Raw genomic sequence first — 21,177 nt, forward strand, 5'->3', positions numbered from 1 at the left:
TACAGGCAGAGCCGATGAATCCAAATTATCTTGATTTTGAACAGCCCGTTGCCGAGCTCCAGGCAAAGATCGAAGAGCTGCGTCTGGTCAGCTCCGACAGCCAGGTGAACCTCTCTGACGAGATTGCTCGACTGGAAGAGAAAAGCCGCAAGCTGACGGAGTCGATCTTCAAGGACTTGACCCCCTGGCAGGTTTCCCAGCTATCGCGGCACCCGCAGCGCCCCTATACGCTGGATTACCTGGAGTACATCTTTACCGACTTCGACGAGTTGCACGGTGATCGCAACTTCGCCGACGACGCGGCGCTGGTCGGTGGCGTTGCTCGTCTGAACGATGCGCCGGTCATGGTCATTGGCCATCAGAAGGGCCGCGACGTCAAAGAGAAAGTGCGCCGCAACTTCGGCATGCCGCGTCCGGAAGGCTACCGCAAAGCGTGCCGGTTGATGGAGATGGCCGAGCGCTTCAAGATGCCCATTCTCACCTTCATCGACACTCCTGGCGCCTACCCCGGCATCGATGCCGAAGAGCGTGGCCAGTCGGAAGCCATCGCCTATAACCTGGCCGTCATGTCGCGGCTGAAAACGCCGATCATCTCTACGGTGGTCGGGGAGGGTGGCTCCGGTGGTGCCCTGGCGATTGGCGTGTGTGACGAGCTGCACATGCTGCAGTACTCCACCTACTCGGTCATCTCGCCGGAAGGCTGCGCCTCCATTTTGTGGAAGAGTGCCGAGAAGGCCTCCGACGCGGCTCAGGCCATGGGTATCACGGCCGAGCGCCTCAAGGAGCTGGGGTTCGTGGACTCGTTGATCAAGGAGCCGCTGGGCGGCGCCCACCGTCATCCCGTCACCACCGCAGAGCGGGTCAAGGAAGCGCTGACGGCAAGCCTCGATCGGCTCCAGGCGCTGGACCATGAGGCGCTGCTGGAGCGCCGCTACGCACGCTTGATGAGCTATGGCGCCCCTGCCGCCTGACGCACTGCTTGCGCTGCTCGACGACGCCCTGGCGGAGACCCCGCCGGGGCGTTGCGTTTGGGTGGCGCTCTCGGGCGGACTGGACTCCTCGCTGCTGCTGACTCTGGCTGCAAGGGCCTGCCAGCTGCGTGGCCGCAGCCTGCGTGCGCTGCACGTTCACCATGGTTTGCAGCCTGCCGCCGCCGACTTCGAAGCCCACTGTACAGCGCTTTGCCAGCGGCTCGGCGTCCCGCTCAGCGTGGCGCGGGTCAGCGTCGAACCGCAGGGGGAGGGTATCGAAGGCGCTGCCCGGCGGGCGCGCTATCAGGCCTTTTTCGAGTACCTCGCCCCCGGCGACACGCTATGGCTGGGCCAGCATCAGGATGATCAGGCAGAGACCTGGCTGCTGGCAGCGCTGCGCGGAAGCGGTATTCGTGGGTTGGCTGGCATGCCTTGGCGCCGTGAGTGGCAGGGGCGTGTACTGCTGCGCCCGTGGCTGCGCGTTCGGCGAGACCAGCTGCGCGAGGCTGCCCGGCACGAGGGGCTGGCGTGGTGCGAAGACCCTACCAATCAGGATACCTATTACGATCGCAACTACCTGCGCCACGCCGTGCTGCCCGTGCTCGGCCAGCGTTGGCCCGGGGCCGCCCGGGCGTTGGCCCGCAGTGCCGCCTGGGCGGGAGAGGCCGATGGGCTACTGGCCAGCTACGCTGCCGATGAGCTGGCCGGTTTGGCGCTGTCGCCCGGGTGTATCGACGCCCATGCCCTGGCCGCGCTGCCACTCCCTCGCCAACGGCTGCTGGTGCGGACGCTGTGCCAGCAACACGGGTTACCGACGCCGCCACAGGCGCGGTTGGCCAGCCTGCTGGACCAGTTGCGTGCTGCCGCTCAGGCGTGCGTGCACATCACATGGCCCGGGGCAGAAGCGCGGGTATGGCGGGGCGGGCTTTACGTGATGGCTCCGCAGGCACCGCTGGATGGCTGGCAGGCGGTGTGGGATGGCCGAGCAGGTCTGACGACGCCGCTGGGCACGCTGGCGCTCGAGGTAGCAACGGAAGCACAGGATGCGGCTAGCGCCTCATTCGTGCTGCGCGGGCGTCAGGGCGGAGAAGCGCTGGTGCTGCCGGGGCGTGGCCGTCGTGACCTGAAACGCTGGTTGCAGGAGCAGTCGATCCCCCCTTGGGAGCGTCAGCGGCTGCTGCTGGTGATGGAAGGAGAATGCTGCCTGGCCATATTGCAGCCGCCTGCCAGAGTGCTCTGGCAGGCGGCGGGGGTGACGGTGCGGTATCCTGACTAGCTGACGAGCGTCAGCACGAAACCCGCCCCCGCAATATGCCCCTGCTCTTGCTCCAGGTCGGTGCTCAGCAGGGTAGGCTCATCGCTCTGGGGGAGCGTGATCACCAAACCTTCGCCGCTGTCATCGACCACGATGTGTGGCAGCGCCGGGGGGCTTTCGGGCCGAGAGTGATTGAGCAGCACCGCCAGACGCAGCAGGCGAGCCAGCTTGCCCGCCGTGGGCTGTTGGGATGCGGGCAGTGCCTGCCACTCCTTGAGCGGAAACTTGCGTCGATGGGCGCGCACCAGAAAGGCCAGCAGGCGCTGTTCCGGGCGTGAAAACCCGGCCAGATCCGAATGCTCCAGTAAGTAAGCGCCGTGACGGTGGAACTGGCTATGGGAAATGGCGAGCCCGATCTCGTGGACATGGCTGGCCCAGTTCAGGAAATGTCCCTGTTCGTTGCTCAACCCCCAGGAGGGCTGGAGTCGTTTGAACAGCCGCCCAGCGGTGTCGGCCACGTTCTCGGCTTGCCGGGTATCCACATCGTAGGTGCGCTTGAGCAACTCCAGGGTACGCGAGCGAGTGTCTTCGGCACTGTTGCGCCCGGCCATGTCATACAGCACGCCTTCCCGCAGCGCGCCATCGGCAAAACGCATCTGGTGCAGGTCGAAGGCTTCGAAAACGGCATTGAGAATGGCGATGCCCGCCGGGAATACCCGGGCGCGGTCTGCCTTCAGGCCATCCAGCTCGACCTTGTCCAGGTGCTTGCACTTTACCAGCCGCTCTCTGAGCTTTTGCAGGCCGCTGCGGGTAATCACCCCTTCCTGGGGCGCATCGCCGTAGGCGAACAGAACGCTGGCGGCAGCCTTGATCGTGCCGCTGGAGCCCACCGGGTCATCCCAGCCCAGGCGCTGGTAAGGCCGCTGGATATTGGCCAGTTCCGAGAGTGCCGCCAGCTCGGCGCGGCGCATGCGCTTTTCGGTAATCTCGCCATCGGCAAAAAAGCGCTGGCTGAACGTCACGCAGCCCATGCGCAGGCTCTCCAGCGCCTTGGGCTCGAAGGCTTCACCAATGATGAATTCCGTGGAGCCCCCGCCAATGTCGACGATCAGGCGGCGGCCGTTCTCGGCCAGGGCATGGGCGGCGCCCAGATAGATCAGTCGGGCCTCTTCACGCCCCGCAATGATTTCAATGGCGTGGCCAAGCTGGGCTTCGGCGCGTTCGATGAAGTCCTGGCTATTGTGGGCGTCGCGCAGCGCGTTGGTGCCCACCACCCGCAGGTTGGCGCTCTCTATGTCGGTCAGAAAGGGCGCAAAGCGGCTCAGGCAATCCAGCGCCCGCTGCATGGCGGCTTCGCTGAGGTAGCCATTAGCATCCAGGCCTGCAGCAAGCTGCACCTTCTCACCCTGCCGGGCAACGACTTGCAGCCGCTCGTTCTGGTAGTTGGCAACCAGCAAGTGAAAGCTGTTGGAGCCCAGGTCAATGGCGGCCAGGCGCTGAGGGGCAGCGCTGTCTACTTCGCTGTTAGGCGCATCGGTGGGGAGCGAAATGTCCTTGGGCATGAGCTATCCTTCAAGTTGGCTATGCCAAGGTTGCGGCGCCCTCTGGCTATTGTCAATTGCCAAAGGCTTGCGTTTGTCGCGGGGCTTGACTACCATCGGGTAACTGGCCTGATCCGAGTTGGCTTGTACGTCCAGACAAGCGTGTTGACTCGGCACCCCGAGCAAGACGTATTCCGATGGCATCAGCCAGATGTCCAAGTCGTCAGATAACCTACCCTCACGCCCAGCGGTCACCAATTACGGCTAATGGCTACATCATGGCCGACGCGACTGCCCATACTTATCAATCGAGCGTGTGCCTGGATGGAGTCTGAACGCATCACTCGGCGCTTTGCCCTAATGACTTAGGCCTCGCCTCCTGTCTTATTCCCGGCGCTCGTCGCCCAGCTTTCATGAGCAATTTTCTAACACACCGATGAATCTCACTGAACTCAAGCAAAAAACCGTTCCCGAGCTGCTCGATATTGCCCGCGAGATGGGTATCGACAACCTCGCCCGTTCGCGCAAGCAGGACATCATTTTCGCCATCCTCAAGAAACACGCCAAAAGTGGCGAGGACATTTATGGCGACGGTGTACTGGAAATTCTTCAGGACGGCTTTGGCTTCCTGCGTAGCGCGGATAGCTCGTACCTCGCCGGACCGGACGACATCTACGTCTCGCCTTCACAGATTCGTCGTTTCAATCTGCGCAAGGGCGACTCCATTTCTGGCAAGATCCGTCCGCCGAAAGAGGGTGAGCGTTACTTTGCCCTGTTGAAGGTGAGTCAGATCAACTTTGACCGCCCGGAAAACGCCAAGCACAAGATTCTCTTCGAGAACCTGACGCCGCTGTTTCCCACCGAGCGTCTGCGCATGGAGATCGGCAACGGCTCCACCGAAGATCTCACCGCACGTATCATCGACCTGACCGCCCCCATCGGCAAAGGGCAGCGTGGTTTGCTGGTGTCGCCCCCCAAGGCGGGTAAGACACTGATGCTGCAGAACATCGCCACTTCCATCACGCGTAACAACCCCGAGTGTCATCTGATCGTACTGCTGATCGATGAGCGCCCGGAGGAAGTCACCGAGATGTCGCGCACCGTGCGTGGCGAAGTCGTGGCCTCGACGTTCGATGAGCCGCCGGCGCGTCACGTTCAGGTCGCCGAAATGGTCATCGAGAAGGCCAAGCGGCTGGTCGAGCACAAGAAGGACGTGGTGATTCTGCTCGACTCCATCACCCGTCTGGCGCGGGCCTACAACACCGTGGTGCCCAGCTCTGGCAAGGTACTGACCGGTGGTGTCGATGCCCACGCGCTGGAGAAGCCCAAGCGGTTCTTTGGTGCGGCGCGTAACATCGAAGAGGGCGGCAGCCTGACGATCATCGCCACGGCGCTGGTCGACACCGGCTCCAAGATGGACGAAGTCATCTTCGAAGAGTTCAAGGGCACCGGCAACATGGAAGCCCACCTGGACCGCAAGCTGGCCGAAAAGCGCGTCTTCCCGGCCATCAACATTCGTCGCAGCGGCACGCGTCGCGAGGACCTGCTGGCGTCGGAAGACGAAATGCAGCGCATGTGGATTCTGCGCAAGCTGCTCAACCCGATGGAAGATACGGCCGCGACCGAGTTCCTGATCGACCGTCTGAAAGATACCAAGACGAATCTGGAATTCTTCGAGGCAATGAAGCGCCGTTAAGGCGCTGCATTGTGGCGCCACCCGCTACGCGGCGACTGATATCCGGGTTGAGGAGAGGACCTTGAAGTACAACGACTTGCGCGATTTCATAGCAGCGCTGGAAGCTCAAGGTGAGCTCAAGCGCATTACCGCCGAAGTTGACCCCTACCTTGAAATTACCGAAATCTGTGACCGTACGCTGCGTGCCGGTGGCCCGGCACTGCTGTTCGAAAATGTCAAAGGTCACGACATGCCCCTGTTGGGCAACCTGTTTGGTACGCCCAAGCGTGTTGCGCTGGGCATGGGGCAGGAGTCGGTAGAAGCCCTGCGGGAAGTCGGCAAACTGCTGGCGTTTCTGAAGGAGCCTGACCCGCCCAAAGGGCTGAAAGATGCCTGGGAGAAGCTGCCGATCTTCAAGCAGGTGCTCAGCATGGGGCCGAAGAACGTCAAACGCGCCCCGGTCCAGGAAGTGGTCTACGAAGGTGACGACGTAGACCTGGACCGTCTGCCCATTCAGCACTGCTGGCCGGGTGATGCAGCGCCGCTGGTGACCTGGCCGCTGGTGATCACCAAAGGGCCGCACAAGAAACGTCAGAACCTGGGGATCTACCGCCAGCAAAAGATCGGCAAGAACCGGCTGATCATGCGTTGGTTGTCTCATCGTGGGGGCGCGCTGGACTTTCTGGAATTCCAGAAGGCGCATCCTGGCGAGCCCTTCCCCGTGGCCGTGGCCCTGGGGGCAGACCCCGCCACGATACTGGGAGCGGTCACCCCGGTGCCCGATTCGCTCTCGGAGTACGCGTTTGCCGGGCTGCTGCGCGGGTCGCGCACCGAGCTGGTCAAGTGCGGCCATGCCGAGCTGGACGTGCCTGCCTCCGCCGAAATCATGCTGGAAGGGTTCATCTACCCCGACGACATGGCCCCGGAAGGCCCCTTCGGCGACCACACCGGCTACTACAACGAAGTAGACCGGTTCCCGGTGTTTACCGTGACGCGCATGACCATGCGCCGCGACGCGATCTACCACTCTACGTACACGGGGCGTCCTCCCGATGAGCCCGCCATTCTAGGCGTGGCGCTCAACGAGGTGTTCGTGCCGATCCTGTGCAAGCAGTTCCCCGAAATCGTCGATTTCTACCTGCCGCCGGAAGGCTGCTCCTACCGCATGGCGGTGGTCACCATGAAGAAGCAGTATCCGGGCCATGCCAAGCGGGTGATGATGGGGGTGTGGAGCTTTTTGCGTCAGTTCATGTACACCAAATTCGTGATCGTGCTGGACGACGACGTCGATGCCCGTAACTGGGAAGACGTCATGTGGGCAATCACCACCCGCATGGACCCGGCCCGGGACACGGTGATGGTCGAGAACACCCCCATCGATTACCTGGACTTTGCCTCGCCGGTTTCCGGGCTGGGCTCCAAGATGGGCCTGGACGCCACCAACAAGTGGCCCGGGGAAACCGACCGAGAGTGGGGAACGCCCATCGTGATGGACGATGCCATCAAGACCCGCGTCGACCAGCGTTGGGAAGAGCTGGGTATCGATATTCCCCTGCCCGCACCGCGACACGGCTAGTGCTGCCGTGGGACTGAACGATTTGCCAAAAAGAGGCTTTCATGAGCGTTAATACGTCAACGTGTAAAACGCTGACCTGCCAGGTGACCGCCGTTGAAGATCTCACTCCCGATGTCTTCAGGGTGGCGCTTGCCGGACGCGCAGAGGCAATGCAGCATGCGCCCGGCCAGTACCTGGAACTCAAGCTGGACGACGATACCTGGGTGCCTTTCTCGATTGCCAGCGCCGACCGCGGCGACGGCACCTTGGAACTGCAGATCCAGCACTGGCCCGAGCGCGAGAACTCCCGTCGGTTACGCCAGTTGCTACAGGTAGCCAACCAGTTGACCGTACGCCTGCCCAGCGGTGTCTGTGTGCTGGATGGGCAGAGTGAGCGCCCCTTGCTGCTGATCGCCGCAGGAACCGGGTTCGCGCAGATGAAAGCCATCGTCGAGGCGGCCCTGCGTGACCAGCCACAGCGGCCGATATCGCTGTGGTGGGCAAACCGCGAGCACCGCGACCTGTATGCCGAAGACCTGGCATGCCAGTGGGCTCAGCAGGCCGAGCAGCTGTCGTTTCATGCAGTGACCGAGTTTCCGCTGACCGAACCTCTCGCTGCTGGCGAGCGTATTCACCACCACCAGGGGCGGGTAGACCTGGTGCTGGAAAGCCAGTTGGTGAAGGCGCTGGAAAAAACGCTGGGCACGCCGGAAGGCTGTGATATTTACCTCTCTGGTTCGCCGGGCATGGTGTACGCCTGTGTCGATGTGCTGGAGCGGCTGGGCGCGAGCAGTGAGCGTATGTTCTCGGATGTGTTTGCCTACGCTCCACGCCCTCACTAGAATGATCCACCGACGTAAGCAATAGAGCGGCAAGAGCCGCCTGTAGACCCTTGACGAGGAGGCTATATGGCCCATCATGATGAAGACTTCAAAGATGAATCCGGACTGCTGCCTATCGTGCTGGGCATCGTCGTGCTGGTCAGCATGAGTGCGCTGCCCGCCACCATCGGCTGGATTCAGGCCTTCAGTAACTGAGGCTGTCGCTGGCCTGGCGGGCAGGCCAGCCCCTTGAACGGAAAATCTTGCATGAAGAACCTCGAATGGCGGGTTGCCATTTGGCATTTTGGCAGGCAGGATTAAGCAGTATCGTCATTATGACTTTTCATGAGGAAGCCGCCATGCATCATGCTGCGTGTTCAGACCGCCGCCAGCGCCAACCGGAAACGGTGGCGAGCGCGTGGGCGAATACGTCGCTGAGCGTCGCGTCTTCCCAGTCCGTTTATTATGCAGCGTATTGGTTTAGCCAGGGTGTGCCGCTGGCCGACGCCTGATGTCGGGCCGGCAGGCACACCGCACAGGTGACCTGCCGCATGCAAAAAAGCCTCGGTGGGTTACCCCACCGAGGCTTTTTTCGTTTTACGCTGCGGTCAGCCAGGCTGGCCTGAACGGGCCACGGGTTTTCATTCAATGCAACACAGGAGCTGCACCATGTCTTACCGCAACCGCGCAATCGTTAGCCCCCAGGCCTTCCGTCATATCGGCTATGGCTATGGCTGGCGATTTAGTGACGCGCGGTCGGTGCAAGCTGCCACCTCCGACCGTGCTTGCCTGGGTGGCAAGGAAGGATTGCGATGTTTAGCGCTGTGTCCCACGATCTCGGAGAGTTGACCCATGAATGCCCCTATTGCCCCCCAATGCACGCCCCTGGCAGACGACCACGTCTCCTTGTCCTCCACGCCCTTGCCGTTGCCCGCTGAGCTGCGCCAGCGCATTGCCATCAGTGCCCCCTTGGCCGTACAGATTGCCGAGCAGCAGCGTGCAGTGCAGCGTATTTTGAATGGCCAGGATGACCGCCTGCTGGTGGTGGTCGGGCCTTGCTCCATTCACGACCCGGATGCCGCACTGGAGTATGCCGACCGCCTGGCGGCGCTCAGCGACGACATTGGCCAGCATATCCTGCCGGTCATGCGTGTCTACGTGGAGAAGCCGCGTACCACGGTGGGCTGGAAGGGGCTGGCCTACGACCCGCACCTGGATGGCAGTGGCGACATGCCTCATGGAGTTGCCCTGTCGCGGGAGTTGATGCATGCGGTAGCCTCGCGCGGCTTGCCGGTAGCGACCGAGCTGCTGCAGCCCATGCTGGCGCCTTACCTGGATGACCTGCTGAGCTGGGTGGCGATTGGCGCGCGGACCACGGAGTCCCAGCTGCACCGGGAGCTGGCCAGTGACCTGACCGCCGCAGTGGGTTTCAAGAATGCCACCAGTGGCGATGTGCAGGTGGCCATCGACGCCATGCAGGCCGCGGCGCACGCCCATCAGCGGTTTGCCATGGACCGCCAGGGGCGCCCCATCATGCAGGAAACCGCCGGTAACCCGCACACCCATGTGGTGTTGCGCGGCGGGCACGGCGAGCCCAATTACCAGGCCCACCACGTGCAGGCGGCCATCGACACGCTGCAGCGTGCGGGGCAGAACCCGCGCCTGATGGTGGACTGCAGCCATGCCAACGCTCGCAAGGATCATCGTCGGCAAAGCGAGGTCATGCGGGAGGTGCTGGCGCAGCGCCAGGCAGGCGAGGCCCGCCTGGTCGCGCTGATGCTGGAGAGCCATCTGTTCGAAGGCAAGCAGCCGCTGAGCCCGGGCCAACTGCGCTATGGCGTCTCGGTCACCGATGCCTGCGTGGGTTGGGAGACCACCGAGCGGCTGCTGAAGAGCGCCGCCGAACAGCTGGCCTGAGCGCGTTGACTGACCTGGTCAGCCCCGTATCATAAGAGGTTCCTTTCGATAACGAGGTTGGCCATGGCCTTTACCCTTGAGCAACACGATCCAGATACCTATCGGCGCAAGGCGCGCATCATCAGCATCATCATGGCAGGGCAGCTGGTGGTGTTCGGCCTGCTGTTCTCCATGCTGCTGACCGCGACTTTCGGCAGCAGCTTCTGGCTGAATGCCCTCGGGGTGCTGCTGGGCCTGTTGGCGACCAGCGCCATGTTTGCCGCCCTGCGTGAGCGGCCCTGGATGGTGGAGATGCGCTATGTCTGGCAGCTCAAGCACCACCTGTCGCGCATCAGCAGCTATCTGCAGCCGCTGCGTCGTGGGGTAGAAGAGGACAATCGTCTGGCGCTGGATATCCTGACCTTTTATCACCAGGGCATGTCGCAACTGGCCGAACTGAACGGCCGCACCACCGATGACGATGCCGAACGGCTGGCCGAAAAGATGCAGGTCAAGGTCCGGCGCGAAGCGCTCGGCTTGCCCGCAGAGGTAACGTCTTTCGATCCGCACGATCTCAGCGCCTTCAAACCGTCATAACGGGAACCTGCCTCATGATCGCCAAGCCCATTACCTTTCGTCCGCTGTTGGCCATGGCCTCGGTGGCCCTGCTGGCAGGCTGTGCCAGTGCCCCACCTGCGGCAGAAACCCCCACCCGCACCACGGTGCATAGCACCGCGCCCTTGTTGCCTTCTGCACTGTTTCCCGGCAGTGCGGAGCAGTTCCAGGCCTGGCATTGCCAGCCTGCTCATCAGGACCTGGTCACCGCCTTGAATGGCGACGAATTACGCTTGTGGTCGCTGCACGGTGCCTGGCGTTTGCCGCAGGCCGTGGTGGCCAGTGGTGCGCGTTATCAGGATGGCGAGATCAGCTTCTGGAACCGTGGCGAGCAGGCCCAGGTAGAGACGCCGCGTGGCCAGTTGCAGTGCCAGCAGGGGTTGGCACGCGCTGCGGCCACCCGTTCGGCACATCCGGGCGTCATGTTCCTGGCGCGAGGCAACGAGCCCGGCTGGAGTATCGAGCTGGCCCATGACGCACCGGTCATGACCTGGACCACGCAGTACGGCAGTGAAACGACCACGCTGCCTTATATGGTCAGCGTCATGGATAACGCCGCGGGTCGTGTGGTGATCGAAAACGCCGATGCCGAGTCGTTTTTCCGGGTAAGGATCGAATCAGGGGCCTGTTTTGACGACATGAAAGGCCAGCCGTACCCTGCCCGTGTCACGGTCAGTATCGGCGGCGAGCAGTACAAGGGGTGTGGCCAGGGCATTGCGCCCTGACCACAATTCTGAGCTTCCCTTCATGCGGGGTCAGCAGCGATAGAGGAAGGGCTCTGCTCGCCATTGAGGATCGACGAAGTCAGTGGCGCAGAGTGCCGAAATATCGCCGCCTGCCCGTGACGCCAGGCGCGCCAGCGTTTCCAGCTCCAGCCCGCGAGGGGTGCTGACCTGTTCGCTGCTCTCCAGCGGTACCCAGCGCTCATCTTCCCGGGTGGCCAGGGTGAAGTTGAAGGGGTGAAAGCCGGGGAACCCAAGACGAATGTCGGTGGCGACCAGCGTATCGACGCCATCGATCTGGCGGATCTCGTAGCGCAGGAATGGCCCCGTGAACCAGGCCAGGCGCTCCCCTTTGGGGTTGCCAAGGGCCGCGCTTTCCAGTGCCACGTTACGCCGCAAGGGCTCAAGCGTAGGTGTGCGCTGGCGGTCGAACACGCTGATCAGACTCTCGTAGTAGTGATCGTCGTCAATGATCGTGGCGCGCCATAGGGCAATATTGAAGGGGGTGGGCTGCACCATTACCGGCGCCTGCTGCAGGTTGGCCTCGGCCAGGGCGGGGGCCAGGCGCTGCTCGACGTGCCACTTGGCGCCCGCGGCCAGCAGCAGGTAGGCGCTGGACACCGCCAGACCCACGCGACACGCTTTTTGCACCTTGTGGGTCGAGGCGCCAATCAGCAGGGCCAGCAATAGCGGCAGCGTATAAAGCGGGTCGATGATGAACACGATCGGCCAGGCAGCCGGGGGCACGTCCAGCGGCCAGAACAGCTGAGTGCCGTAGGTGGTCAGGGCGTCCAGCAGCGGGTGGGTGGTGAGGCAGAGGACGTAAAACCACCACCAGTGGCGCAGGTGAACGGGGCGCTGCCGCGTGGCGGGCCAGCGGTAGGCGGTCAGGAGGGCCAGCAGCGTACCCAGCCCCGTCAGCACGAACAGCGAATGGCTGAAGCCACGGTGCTCGGTCACATTGGCCACCGCATCGCCGTAGTCCAGCACCACGTCCAGGTCGGGCAGTGTGCCCAAAAGCGCGCCCACCACGATGGCCTTGCGGCCCCAGCGGCGCCCCAATATCGCGCCGCCCACAGCGGCGCCCAATGCCGCCTGTGTAATCGAATCCACTGATGCCTCCCGGGGTCGTCCCGTCTATCGCGTGATGGTGTTAGTATTATACAGATCTTTAGTGATGGTGATGAAATGTCAAAAAAACGTCTAATAATGCCGCTGTTGATGATAGCAGGGCTGGCCGTATCGTTGTCGTCTGCACAGGCCGCTCCCGTGATCGAGGTACACAGTGACCCACACTGCGGCTGTTGCAGCGACTGGGTCAGCCATCTGGAAGAGGCTGGCTTCGAGGTCGACCACCACCGCCATGATGGGGTGCGCGCCATCAAGATAGAGCATGGCGTTACCCCTGAGCTGGCGTCCTGTCATACGGCGCTGGTAGAGGGCTATGTCATCGAGGGCCACGTGCCAGCGGGTGACATTCAGCGCTTGCTGGAGGAGCGCCCGGCTATTGCTGGCCTGGCCGTACCCGGTATGCCGCATGGTTCACCGGGCATGGAAACCGGCAGGGTAGACGACTACGCGGTGCTAGGATTCACCCGCGATGCGCGTCCGCCTGCTATCTTTAGCGAGTATCTTCAACCATAGCAAAGGGTTAGCGCTGACCTACTGGCGCTGCACTTGACCAGAGAGAGACGACTCAATGCAATTTCTACATACCATGGTTCGCGTCCATGACCTGGACGCTTCGCTTCACTTCTATTGCGACCTGCTAGGTCTCAAGGAAGTACGCCGTAAAGAGAACGAGAAAGGGCGTTTTACGCTGATATTCCTGGCTGCGCCGGACGATGAAGAGCGCTCAGCGCGCCTGACGGCGCCCGAGCTGGAACTGACCTACAACTGGGACCCCGAGGAGTACACCGGCGGGCGCAATTTCGGTCACCTGGCTTACCGTGTCGAGAACATCTACGACCTGTGCCAGAAGCTCCAGGACAATGGCGTCACCATCAATCGTCCGCCTCGGGATGGCCATATGGCGTTCGTGAAGTCGCCGGATGGCATCTCCATCGAACTGCTGCAAAAAGGCGATGCCCTGGCACCGCAAGAGCCCTGGGCGTCCATGGAGAACAGCGGCAGCTGGTGATTCAGTCGCGGTGGCGCTCCTTGTAGATGTCACCGCTGAATTCCATGTGGAGCTCTACGGTTTCACCGAAGGGGTTGATGGCGCGTAGCTCCACGTGGCGTGACTTGTACTCCACACCGCCCAGCGGCTGATACCCCGCCTGGCTTGCCTGCTCTCGGAAAAAATCATCATCGTTGCGTGGTTCGGCCAGCGAGGCGCGCGCTACGGGCGCCGAGCGGTCCAGCCGGTTTCCTGCCAGGGGGGGCGATGTCATTGGCTCGTCTACTTCTATCAGCGCGTTACCGATCACCAGCCAGCGTGCCTGCATGCGCTGGCCGTCCGGCAGGCCGAAAACCCCGACCTCGTCACCCGGTTGCACCTCGGTGTTGGCACTGCCTTCGGGCCAGGTGTCGATCAACAGTCGCCCGCTGGCATCTTCCAGCACGAAACTGGTGCCGAAACGCTCGCTGACCACGCCTTCGACGTACAGCCCCGCACTTTGTGCCGTGGCAATGGGCGTTGCGGGGGTGTCCAGGTCCGGTTGAGCCTGTGCCGGCAGGGCCAGGAGAGCCAGACACAGCGCCCCCAGGCGCATGAGCGGGGCGATGATGGCCGTCGCCTTCGCTTGCCAATGGTATAGCAGCATAGTGGTTACCCATGTTATTAACGCAATACGTTCGGCCATTATAGGCCCTGCAAGCTGACGGTAACCTGAACGGCAGCGCTGTTCAGTCAGGGTTAAGGCGATGCTGGCTATAGTAGCAAGCCCCATTTCAGAGTGGTCTTGCAAGGAGTCGCGACGATGATTAAACGCTTCAATCACATACGAGCCCTCATGCTGGGCGCCAGCTGGCTGTTGCTCGGGTTGCCTGCCATGGCCATGGCCCAATTGACCGCCAACGAGGCCATCGACATCGTTCAGCAGCGTTATCAGGGCGAGCTGCTGGATATCGAGGTCAAAAGTGGCCGAGGGTGGGAGAACAGCGACCAGGTATACGAGCTGCGCTTGTTGACCGAGCAGGGCAACGTGCTGAAGATTCGCATCGCCCGTGAGAATGGCCGTTTTCTGGAAATCGATGGCCGGGGTCAAATAGAGGCTCGTCTGCTGCCTGCCTCCGCCTCGGAGGGAACCTGACCCATGCGTATCCTGGTGGTGGAAGACGAGACGCATCTGGCCGAGCAAATGCGTGCGGCCCTTGAAGGCAGTGGTTTCGTGGTGGATGTGGTCGGCGACGGCAACGAAGCGGTCTACATGGGCAATCAGGAAAGCTACGATGCGGCAGTGCTCGACCTTGGCCTGCCGGGGCGTGATGGGCTCAGCGTACTGCACGATTGGCGGCACCACGGCCGCACCCTGCCCGTCGTGATTCTGACTGCACGGGATGGCTGGAGTGAAAAGGTCCAGGGGTTTCGCGCAGGCGCGGATGACTATGTCACCAAGCCCTTTCGCATGGAAGAGATCATCATGCGGCTGCGTGCGCTGATCCGCCGGGCGTCAGGTCATGCCGATGTGGTGCTGCGCTGTGGTGAGCTGGAGTATGACTCCCAGCTGGGGGTCTTCAGCTTGTCGGGTCTGCCTCTGAAACTGACGGCCTTCGAAACGCAACTGCTGGTATACCTGATTCATCACGCCGAGAAGGTGGTGAGTCGAACCGAGCTCTCCGAGCATTTGTACTCCTATGACAGTGACCGAGATTACAACTCGCTGGAAGTGATCATCAGTCGGCTGCGCCGCAAGGTCGGGGCCGGGCGTATCGAAACCCTGCGCGGCCAGGGGTATCGGCTGTGTCGTCAGCCATGAATCTCTCCTTGCGGGCTCGTCTGCTGGGGTCTGCGGGGCTATGGAGCGCCCTGGCGCTGATAGCGGTAGGCATCTTCATCTATTGGCTGTTCAAGGCGCATGCCGAACGCACCTTCGATGCACGCCTGGAAGCCAACTTGCTGGGGCTGATGGCGTCGGTGGAGTTCAACGAGCAGGGGCAACTGGTCAAGACGCGCGATGTTGGTGGGCCGCAGTTCGACCGTATCTATTCGGGCTGGTACTGGCAGATTGCCCACGAGGGGGAGGTGCTGATTGCCTCGCGCTCCTTGCTGGATGCCAGCCTGGCCGTGCCGCCCGTCTCGGCAGGTGCCTTTAGCCTGGCTGGGCCCGATAAGGAGCCTTTGCGCGCCAGGGCACGCCAGTTTTCGGCGCCCGGCAGTGGGCCTGGGCTCACCATTACCGTGGCAGGCCCTCAACAGGATATCGACCATGCACTCTCCCAGATCATTCTGCCTTTGGGGGCGTCGCTGGCGGCGCTGGGCATCGGGCTTGGCCTGGCGGTATGGTGGCAAGTGCGCTGGGGATTGACGCCGCTGACGCGGCTGCGGCGCGATCTGTTGGCGGTGCGACAGGGGCGTCGCGATCGACTCGCCCTTGCCACGGTAGAGGAACTCAAGCCGCTGGTGGAGGAGATCAATGCCCTGGTACAGCACAACCGCGAGGTGATTGCCCGCAGCCGACAGCACGTAGGCAACTTGGCCCATGGGCTCAAGACGCCCCTGGCAATGCTGGTCAATACCCTGACCAAAGCGCAGGTCAACGACCCTGTGGTCAGTGAAGCGCTGACCCGTCTTCAGCGGCTGGTAGACCACCATCTGCGTCGCGCTCGTGCGGTAGGCGCCGGTTATCATCTGGGCGAGCGTACCCCTGTGGCCGATACCCTGGAGGGCCTGGTGGTGGTAATGCGCCATGTCTATCCGCAGGTGGCGATCGACGTTCGCTGCGATCCTGAGCTTGCCTTTCGCGGGGAGTCCCAGGACCTGGACGAACTGCTGGGCAATCTGTTGGACAACGCCTGTAAATGGGCGCAGCGCCAGGTAACGGTGGAGGCCCATCTGGAAACCCCCAACACCCTGCATCTGGTCATCTCGGATGACGGCCCTGGCATGTCGGAGCAACAGCGTGTGAAGGCCGTAGAGCGAGGTGAGCGTTTCGATGAGTCGACGCCTGGCGATGGTCTGGGGTTGGCCATCGTGCAGGACCTGGCTCAGCTCTATGGCGGTCAACTGACCCTGGCTGAGGGCTCGGCGGGGGGGCTGAGTGTTCAACTGGTGCTCCCGGCTGCGGAAAGGCCGCCCGAAGGCGGCCCTGATGGGGCGAAGCGTTAGTTGAAGAAGCCCATGGTGTAGTGGCGTTTTTCACGGTAGACCTGGCCCGCATAATCGACGTGCAGTTCCACGGCTTCACCGCGACTGTTTTGGGCCAGTACTTCCAGGTGGCGGCCCTTGCTGTCGACGATTCTGGGGCTGGTGTAACCCTGCTGTGCGACCAGCTGGCTGACTTGCGCCATGGGCACCGTGCCCCACTCACCGGCACGCGGCCGCGACTTGCCTGGGCGATGGATGCGCCACTCACGGAAGCTGCCGTCATGTTCGAAGCGTACTTCTACCGGCATGCCATTGGCGGTGGTCTGTACACGAACATGGCTACTCTTGGGCTCTACCCGATAGATGTCACCAAAGCCACGCTCCTGCAACTGAGCCTGCAAGGCGGCGATATTGGCTTGTGGCGCATGCCACTGGCCTCGCGCTCCCTGTGCCATGTGGGGCGCGGGAGAGAACGCAGATGCGCTGCTGAGGGAAGTGCCATCACTGTTGAGCACTTCCTGTGCCTGCAGGGTGCCCTCGAAGCGCTGTCCGGTAACCGTGACGGTGTCTCCCTGGGTCACGTTGGCGCTGGCATGCGGAGATTGGCGAACCAGAACCCGCTCGCCGTTGGCTTCGATGACGAAGTCATGGCCGAAGTGCTCCTGTACTTCGCCCTCCAGGGTGCTGAACCCCGGGGTTTGGGCCACGCTGCTCAAGGCCGTGGCGCTGAGTAACAGTGCAAGCGTGGGGGTGATGACGCGACGCGTAAGACGTGTTTTGAGTGCTGTGTTCATGAGATGTCCTCTCTATTGGTCAGCAAGTCTGGTTGGCATGTGCCGGGTTATTGGGCGGGCCACTCGGGAAGACGTTTTTCCCGGTAAACATCGCCGCGGTAGTCCACGTGCAGCAATACCGTCTGCTCATCGGCATTGCTGGCGACCCACTCCATGTGTCGGCCTTTGAACTCCAGCAGCGTGGCATCGAGGTAGCCCTGCTCTGCCAGTGAATCGATCACGCTCTCTTGCGCCAGGCTGTCCAGCGTTTCGTCACGGTGGGGGCGGTCATGGCCTGGGCGCTTGATATGCCAGCTCAACAGTTCGCCCTGTTCATCGATGTCGCTGCGCACCTCGAAGCCATCGCTGTTGATGCTGGTGATACGGAATGTGGCGTCGCGGCGCTTCAGCTCCACCATGTCGCCGAACGCTCGCTCTGCCAGCAGTTGCTGGATGGCAGCCACGTCTGGCGCACGCACCGATGGGCGCTGAGGTTCGGCGTCCTGGTCACGCTGCTGTGGCGAGCCCACCACGGCCTCGGTGATGGTGTCGCCTTCCAGGCGGCCTTCGATGCGGATTTCGTCACCTACCTGAAAGGTCTGTTCAAGCGCTTCGGCAGGGCGAACCAGCAAACGGCGGTCGCCCTCGTCAATGATGAACAGATCATCGAAGCGCTCGACGATTTCGGCGTTGAGTTCCACGTTCTCCTGCGCGGCCAAGGGGGTGGCGAGCGCCAGGGTGCAGACGGCGGTCAATAGGGTTTTTAAAGGCAGTTGTGGCATGTCGATATCCTCTGATGGTGAAGTGAGGCATGCTTGTGGTGCGCTAGCCCCTCAGGTAACAATGTGAACTTTAAGCAATAGGGGCTGAACCCTGACTAAATCGCTGGTTCAAGTTTGATTCAGGTTAGGCATATCCCATGGAGAGACAGCAGATATGAAATACGATGGCGTGAAGTGGGTACTGGCTGCCTTGGGGGCAGCCGTGTTGGTAGGGTGCAGCAGCGCGCCTGAGCAGGAACGAATCGAAGCGCCGCAATCCACGCTGTCGGGGCCGGTCGTCGAGCAGCGCTGGAACCTGCTGCTGGTGGGGACCGATGAGCGTTTGTCGATGCCCAGTACGCCATTTTTCCGCATTGGGCGTGACGGCAAGGTGAGTGGTTCGGATGGCTGCAACCAGTTTACCGGTACGGTCAGCCTGGGAGAGAGTCAGCGCATCGAGTTCGGTGGGCTGGCGTCGACCCGCATGGCCTGCCCGAACATGGAAGATGCCAAGCGGGTCACGGACATGCTGGATAACGCCTACCGCTACCTGATCGACCATGATCGGCTGGTATTCTTCGGCCCGGATAGCCGGGTGCTGGGCGGCTGGCGCAAAGCCAACGGCTAGCAGCGGCAGGAGCGGTGTTAATGCGTGAAGGGCGGATTGAAGCGGGCAATGAAGCGCGCATCGATCCGCTTTTTCCATTTCCACACCCAGCGGCCTGAAAAACCGATGGCGCCTCGACTGGCAATAGCGCGACCGTCCCCCGTGCCAATCAGCGCCAGCACACGCCTGGGGGGCTTCCAGGTGGCCAACGGGGCGCCGTGGCAAGCGGCTCTCAGGTTGTCGGCCAGCACGGGCCCCATGCGCACTGCGTATACGCCAGCCTTGGGCAGTGGCGGCGTGTGCTGGGCCAGCGCTGCACAGTCTCCCGCCGCAAATATCCCCGAGTGGCCTGTGACTTCGAGGGTCGTGTCCACGCTGATGAACCCCCGTTCGTTGCGGGGCAGCGCGGTTTTCTCGAGCCAGGGCTGGCCCACGGCGCCGGTGGCCCAGAGCACGATATCGGCGTCGATACGTTGGCCTGCTTGCGTATGCACGCCGCCCGCCACCAGGGCGCTGCCCCGTAATTCCGCGTGTACGGCAATATCGGCCCGTTGAAGTGCGCGCAGCACCAGTCTGCGCGGTAGCCTGCCAGCGCCAGGCAGCAGCGAGGGGGACGCGCTGATGATGGCGCCTTTCCATGCCACGTCGGGACGCCGCTGGCGCAGCTGTGCCAGTACGCTCATCAGGGTTTCACAGCCCGCCGCACCGCCCCCCACGCTCACCACGTTCTGCCGTGTGCCGGGAGGCAACTGGTCGATATCCTCCAGCAGCGCCTGCCAGCGATGGTGCAGAGAACCGAGTGGCCGCATGGCCAGCAGGGCGGGCAGCGTGCGCTCAGCGTTTTCGGGGTGCTGAGGCTGCTGGAGAGTTGCGCCCACGTTGAGCGAGGCCACGTCGAAGGCCACCACATGGCCATCTGCCAAGGTGACCTGGCGTTTCGTGGGGCACAGGGCCACGGCCGGTGAGGCGATGAGTCGAGCCCCCGCCCGCTGGCAGAGCGCGGCGATATCCAGCTGGGTGTCGCGCAGCGTGCACTCCCCCGCAAGCCAGGCAGGCACGCCACCGGAATAGGCGGCAAGTGGACTATCGCTGACCACCGTGAGCGATATCGTCGGGTCCGGGCGCTGGGCAAACGCTTCCAGCACGAAGGCGTGGGCGTGGCCTGCGCCGATGAGTAGCAGCCGCTTGGGTGGGGGCATCGGGAGTGCTCTCTTGTCGAGGGCTGCAGGGCAGCATCAAGGGCTGCAGGGCAGCATCAAGGGCTGCAGGGCAGCATCAAGGGCTGCAGGGCAGCATCAAGGGCAAAGAACGCACCGGTTCTTGCCAGCCTGCTTGGCAAGATAGAGGCCCTGGTCGGCGCGTTCAAGCCATTGCCGAGGCGATTCATGGGCGTGTACCAGCGTGGCTCCCATACTGATCGAGACCGGCGCCGCCACGGCGAAGCGGGCGCTTGCGACGGCTAGCCGTACGCGGTTGGCAAACTGCAAGGTGCCCTCATGGTCGAGCTCCCTGGCCAGAATCATGAACTCTTCGCCGCCCCAGCGGCCAAGGTGGTCTCCCTGACGCAAGGTACCCTGCACCACTGCGACCAGATCGCGCAACACATCATCGCCTACCGCATGTCCATGAGTGTCATTGATGCACTTGAAATCGTCGATGTCGAACAGAATGAGCGCCATGGTGGTGTGGGTAGGGTCGATACTGTCGAGCACCAGTTCGGTATAGTAACGGTTCCAGCACTGGGTCAGGGCGTCCTTGTGCGCCAGAGTTTCCAGCCATTGATTCGTGGCGACGAGCTGCTGGTTGAGATTGGCGATTTCGATGGCCGTGATGACCGAGGTCAAGTCATCGGCCAGCTCGGCAAGGCTGTTGATCTCGGACGCGAGCCAGTAGCCGACAGGAGTATGCGGGCAGCTCAGTTCGGGCAGCAGTGGCACGGCGTGACGACGACGAAACAGCATCAGCCACGCTGGCTGTGCGTCGGCAACATGAACACTGACGGCAATCCCGCCCGCGCACTCGCCATCGAGCTCGATGGTCTCCGTGTCATCCAGTGGTGCTGCCAGGGACGCGATGGCCGCTAGAAGCTGGCGCTCAGGGGGGCACTGGCCAAAGCAGGCCAGCTCTTCCTGATAATAGAGCGCTATGCCGACCGCTTGAAAGATGCGACACCAGCTTTGTCCGTGACGTTGAACGAGATGGTCGATACTGCATGTGTGCTGCATGTCTTTGAGAATGGAGCGTCTTCGCCGCCTCAGGCGTATACGCCGCTGCGTTGCATTGGCAGCCTTCAAAAGACGCAGGCGCTGGCTGGCAAGGTCGATGAAGAGCGTGATCCACTGGGTTTGCTCATGAGTATCCGGCGTTGGATAAGCCACATAGCCCCAGGTGTCGAACTCACCTTGGATATCGCGATAGTCCAGCCCGAGCGTGGACAAAGAGGCAAGCGAGGTGATGAGCCGCAGCGCATGGGGGGCTGCCTGTTGGCCAGCAGGCGAAAGATAGTAGGTCAGGTGCAGTGCTTTGGCGTCGTGAAGACGGTACAGGGCGATGGGCTGCTGACGGTTGATATGGTAAAGCGTGCTGGCCAGCCCCTTCAGCAGCGTATCCGGGTCGGGGGCCGAACCAAGGGTCGATAACGCACGGTGCAGATAACTCGGTTCAGGAAGATAAGGCGTCTGGCTCATCCTGGCAGACTCCTGGCGCGCTAGTGGCCGTCTTGCGTATCTGTGGGGTG

The 21,177-nt window shown here is 62.4% G+C and carries 23 protein-coding genes; 16 read left to right on the forward strand and 7 right to left on the reverse strand.

Features of this window, described 5'->3' with window-relative positions; all coding sequences use genetic code 11:
• Positions 1-14 precede the first annotated feature (14 nt).
• Positions 15-971, forward strand: coding sequence for an acetyl-CoA carboxylase carboxyl transferase subunit alpha (accA, locus tag IE091_RS02045; RefSeq protein ID WP_039175245.1), 957 nt, complete (start codon positions 15-17; stop codon positions 969-971).
• The gene (tilS, locus tag IE091_RS02050; protein WP_144980464.1) at positions 952-2,247 is read left to right on the forward strand and encodes a tRNA lysidine(34) synthetase TilS; all 1,296 of its coding nucleotides are present in this window, start codon (positions 952-954) and stop codon (positions 2,245-2,247) included. Before accA ends, tilS begins: the two co-directional genes overlap by 20 nt.
• Here the strand turns inward: tilS and ppx are convergent.
• Positions 2,244-3,788 (reverse strand): exopolyphosphatase, encoded by a 1,545-nt coding sequence (gene ppx / locus IE091_RS02055; protein ID WP_189462677.1) that lies wholly within the window; start codon positions 3,786-3,788, stop codon positions 2,244-2,246. The two genes, tilS and ppx, sit on opposite strands and share 4 nt — an antisense overlap.
• A gap of 415 nt (positions 3,789-4,203) precedes the next feature.
• On the opposite strand from ppx, the gene rho reads away from it, so the two are divergent.
• The 8 genes from rho to IE091_RS02090 all read left to right on the forward strand — a co-directional run bounded on the left by rho (position 4,204) and on the right by IE091_RS02090 (position 11,054).
• Positions 4,204-5,463 carry a transcription termination factor Rho gene (gene rho / locus IE091_RS02060; protein ID WP_016915030.1) on the forward strand — a complete coding sequence of 420 codons (1,260 nt, stop codon included), beginning with the start codon at positions 4,204-4,206 and terminating at the stop codon, positions 5,461-5,463.
• Between the two features lie 61 nt (positions 5,464-5,524).
• Positions 5,525-7,018: a 4-hydroxy-3-polyprenylbenzoate decarboxylase gene (gene ubiD / locus IE091_RS02065; RefSeq protein ID WP_016915029.1), complete on the forward strand. Its 1,494-nt coding sequence runs from the start codon at positions 5,525-5,527 to the stop codon at positions 7,016-7,018.
• Between the two features lie 41 nt (positions 7,019-7,059).
• A complete protein-coding gene (locus IE091_RS02070) occupies positions 7,060-7,839 on the forward strand; it encodes an FAD-binding oxidoreductase (protein ID WP_189462678.1) in 780 nt (259 codons plus the stop codon).
• 66 nt (positions 7,840-7,905) lie between these two features.
• Positions 7,906-8,034: a hypothetical protein gene (locus tag IE091_RS18560; protein ID WP_016915027.1), complete on the forward strand. Its 129-nt coding sequence runs from the start codon at positions 7,906-7,908 to the stop codon at positions 8,032-8,034.
• 143 nt (positions 8,035-8,177) lie between these two features.
• Positions 8,178-8,330, forward strand: coding sequence for a hypothetical protein (locus tag IE091_RS02075; protein ID WP_161792501.1), 153 nt, complete (start codon positions 8,178-8,180; stop codon positions 8,328-8,330).
• A gap of 340 nt (positions 8,331-8,670) precedes the next feature.
• Complete coding sequence (locus IE091_RS02080; protein ID WP_189462679.1) at positions 8,671-9,735, forward strand: 3-deoxy-7-phosphoheptulonate synthase; 1,065 nt, start codon at positions 8,671-8,673, stop codon at positions 9,733-9,735.
• A 63-nt stretch (positions 9,736-9,798) separates the two neighbouring features.
• Positions 9,799-10,311 (forward strand): DUF3087 family protein, encoded by a 513-nt coding sequence (locus IE091_RS02085; RefSeq protein ID WP_189462680.1) that lies wholly within the window; start codon positions 9,799-9,801, stop codon positions 10,309-10,311.
• A 14-nt stretch (positions 10,312-10,325) separates the two neighbouring features.
• Positions 10,326-11,054: an MliC family protein gene (locus IE091_RS02090; RefSeq protein ID WP_189462681.1), complete on the forward strand. Its 729-nt coding sequence runs from the start codon at positions 10,326-10,328 to the stop codon at positions 11,052-11,054.
• A 30-nt stretch (positions 11,055-11,084) separates the two neighbouring features.
• On the opposite strand, the gene IE091_RS02095 is transcribed toward IE091_RS02090, so the two are convergent.
• The gene (locus tag IE091_RS02095; RefSeq protein ID WP_039175251.1) at positions 11,085-12,164 is read right to left on the reverse strand and encodes a metal-dependent hydrolase; all 1,080 of its coding nucleotides are present in this window, start codon (positions 12,162-12,164) and stop codon (positions 11,085-11,087) included.
• 75 nt (positions 12,165-12,239) lie between these two features.
• On the opposite strand from IE091_RS02095, the gene IE091_RS02100 reads away from it, so the two are divergent.
• The gene (locus tag IE091_RS02100; protein ID WP_026001843.1) at positions 12,240-12,695 is read left to right on the forward strand and encodes a DUF411 domain-containing protein; all 456 of its coding nucleotides are present in this window, start codon (positions 12,240-12,242) and stop codon (positions 12,693-12,695) included.
• A 55-nt stretch (positions 12,696-12,750) separates the two neighbouring features.
• Positions 12,751-13,191: a lactoylglutathione lyase gene (gloA, locus tag IE091_RS02105; protein WP_016915020.1), complete on the forward strand. Its 441-nt coding sequence runs from the start codon at positions 12,751-12,753 to the stop codon at positions 13,189-13,191.
• A 1-nt stretch (position 13,192) separates the two neighbouring features.
• Here the strand turns inward: gloA and IE091_RS02110 are convergent, their stop codons facing one another.
• The gene (locus IE091_RS02110) at positions 13,193-13,816 is read right to left on the reverse strand and encodes a hypothetical protein (protein WP_189462682.1); all 624 of its coding nucleotides are present in this window, start codon (positions 13,814-13,816) and stop codon (positions 13,193-13,195) included.
• 156 nt (positions 13,817-13,972) lie between these two features.
• Between IE091_RS02110 and IE091_RS02115 the strand changes: the two genes are divergently transcribed.
• From IE091_RS02115 to IE091_RS02125, 3 genes are read left to right on the forward strand one after another with little or no spacing between them, the layout of a single operon-like run.
• The gene (locus IE091_RS02115) at positions 13,973-14,305 is read left to right on the forward strand and encodes a PepSY domain-containing protein (protein ID WP_052196303.1); all 333 of its coding nucleotides are present in this window, start codon (positions 13,973-13,975) and stop codon (positions 14,303-14,305) included.
• Positions 14,306-14,308: 3 nt separating this feature from the next.
• Complete coding sequence (locus IE091_RS02120) at positions 14,309-14,971, forward strand: response regulator transcription factor (RefSeq protein WP_189462683.1); 663 nt, start codon at positions 14,309-14,311, stop codon at positions 14,969-14,971.
• Positions 14,956-16,320: an ATP-binding protein gene (locus IE091_RS02125; protein ID WP_189462684.1), complete on the forward strand. Its 1,365-nt coding sequence runs from the start codon at positions 14,956-14,958 to the stop codon at positions 16,318-16,320. Before IE091_RS02120 ends, IE091_RS02125 begins: the two co-directional genes overlap by 16 nt.
• On the opposite strand, the gene IE091_RS02130 is transcribed toward IE091_RS02125, so the two are convergent.
• Complete coding sequence (locus tag IE091_RS02130) at positions 16,317-17,093, reverse strand: hypothetical protein (protein WP_096922096.1); 777 nt, start codon at positions 17,091-17,093, stop codon at positions 16,317-16,319. The genes IE091_RS02125 and IE091_RS02130 overlap by 4 nt on opposite strands.
• A gap of 47 nt (positions 17,094-17,140) precedes the next feature.
• Positions 17,141-17,854, reverse strand: coding sequence for a hypothetical protein (locus tag IE091_RS02135; RefSeq protein WP_039175254.1), 714 nt, complete (start codon positions 17,852-17,854; stop codon positions 17,141-17,143).
• Positions 17,855-18,008: 154 nt separating this feature from the next.
• Between IE091_RS02135 and IE091_RS02140 the strand changes: the two genes are divergently transcribed.
• Positions 18,009-18,461 (forward strand): META domain-containing protein, encoded by a 453-nt coding sequence (locus IE091_RS02140; RefSeq protein WP_039175255.1) that lies wholly within the window; start codon positions 18,009-18,011, stop codon positions 18,459-18,461.
• Positions 18,462-18,478: 17 nt separating this feature from the next.
• Here IE091_RS02140 and IE091_RS02145 read toward each other — a convergent pair whose 3' ends face one another.
• The gene (locus IE091_RS02145; protein WP_189462685.1) at positions 18,479-19,639 is read right to left on the reverse strand and encodes an FAD-dependent oxidoreductase; all 1,161 of its coding nucleotides are present in this window, start codon (positions 19,637-19,639) and stop codon (positions 18,479-18,481) included.
• Between the two features lie 96 nt (positions 19,640-19,735).
• Complete coding sequence (locus IE091_RS02150; protein ID WP_039175259.1) at positions 19,736-21,127, reverse strand: GGDEF domain-containing protein; 1,392 nt, start codon at positions 21,125-21,127, stop codon at positions 19,736-19,738.
• Positions 21,128-21,177 lie beyond the last annotated feature (50 nt).

This window comes from Vreelandella hamiltonii, assembly GCF_014651775.1.
Lineage (GTDB): Bacteria > Pseudomonadota > Gammaproteobacteria > Pseudomonadales > Halomonadaceae > Vreelandella > Vreelandella hamiltonii.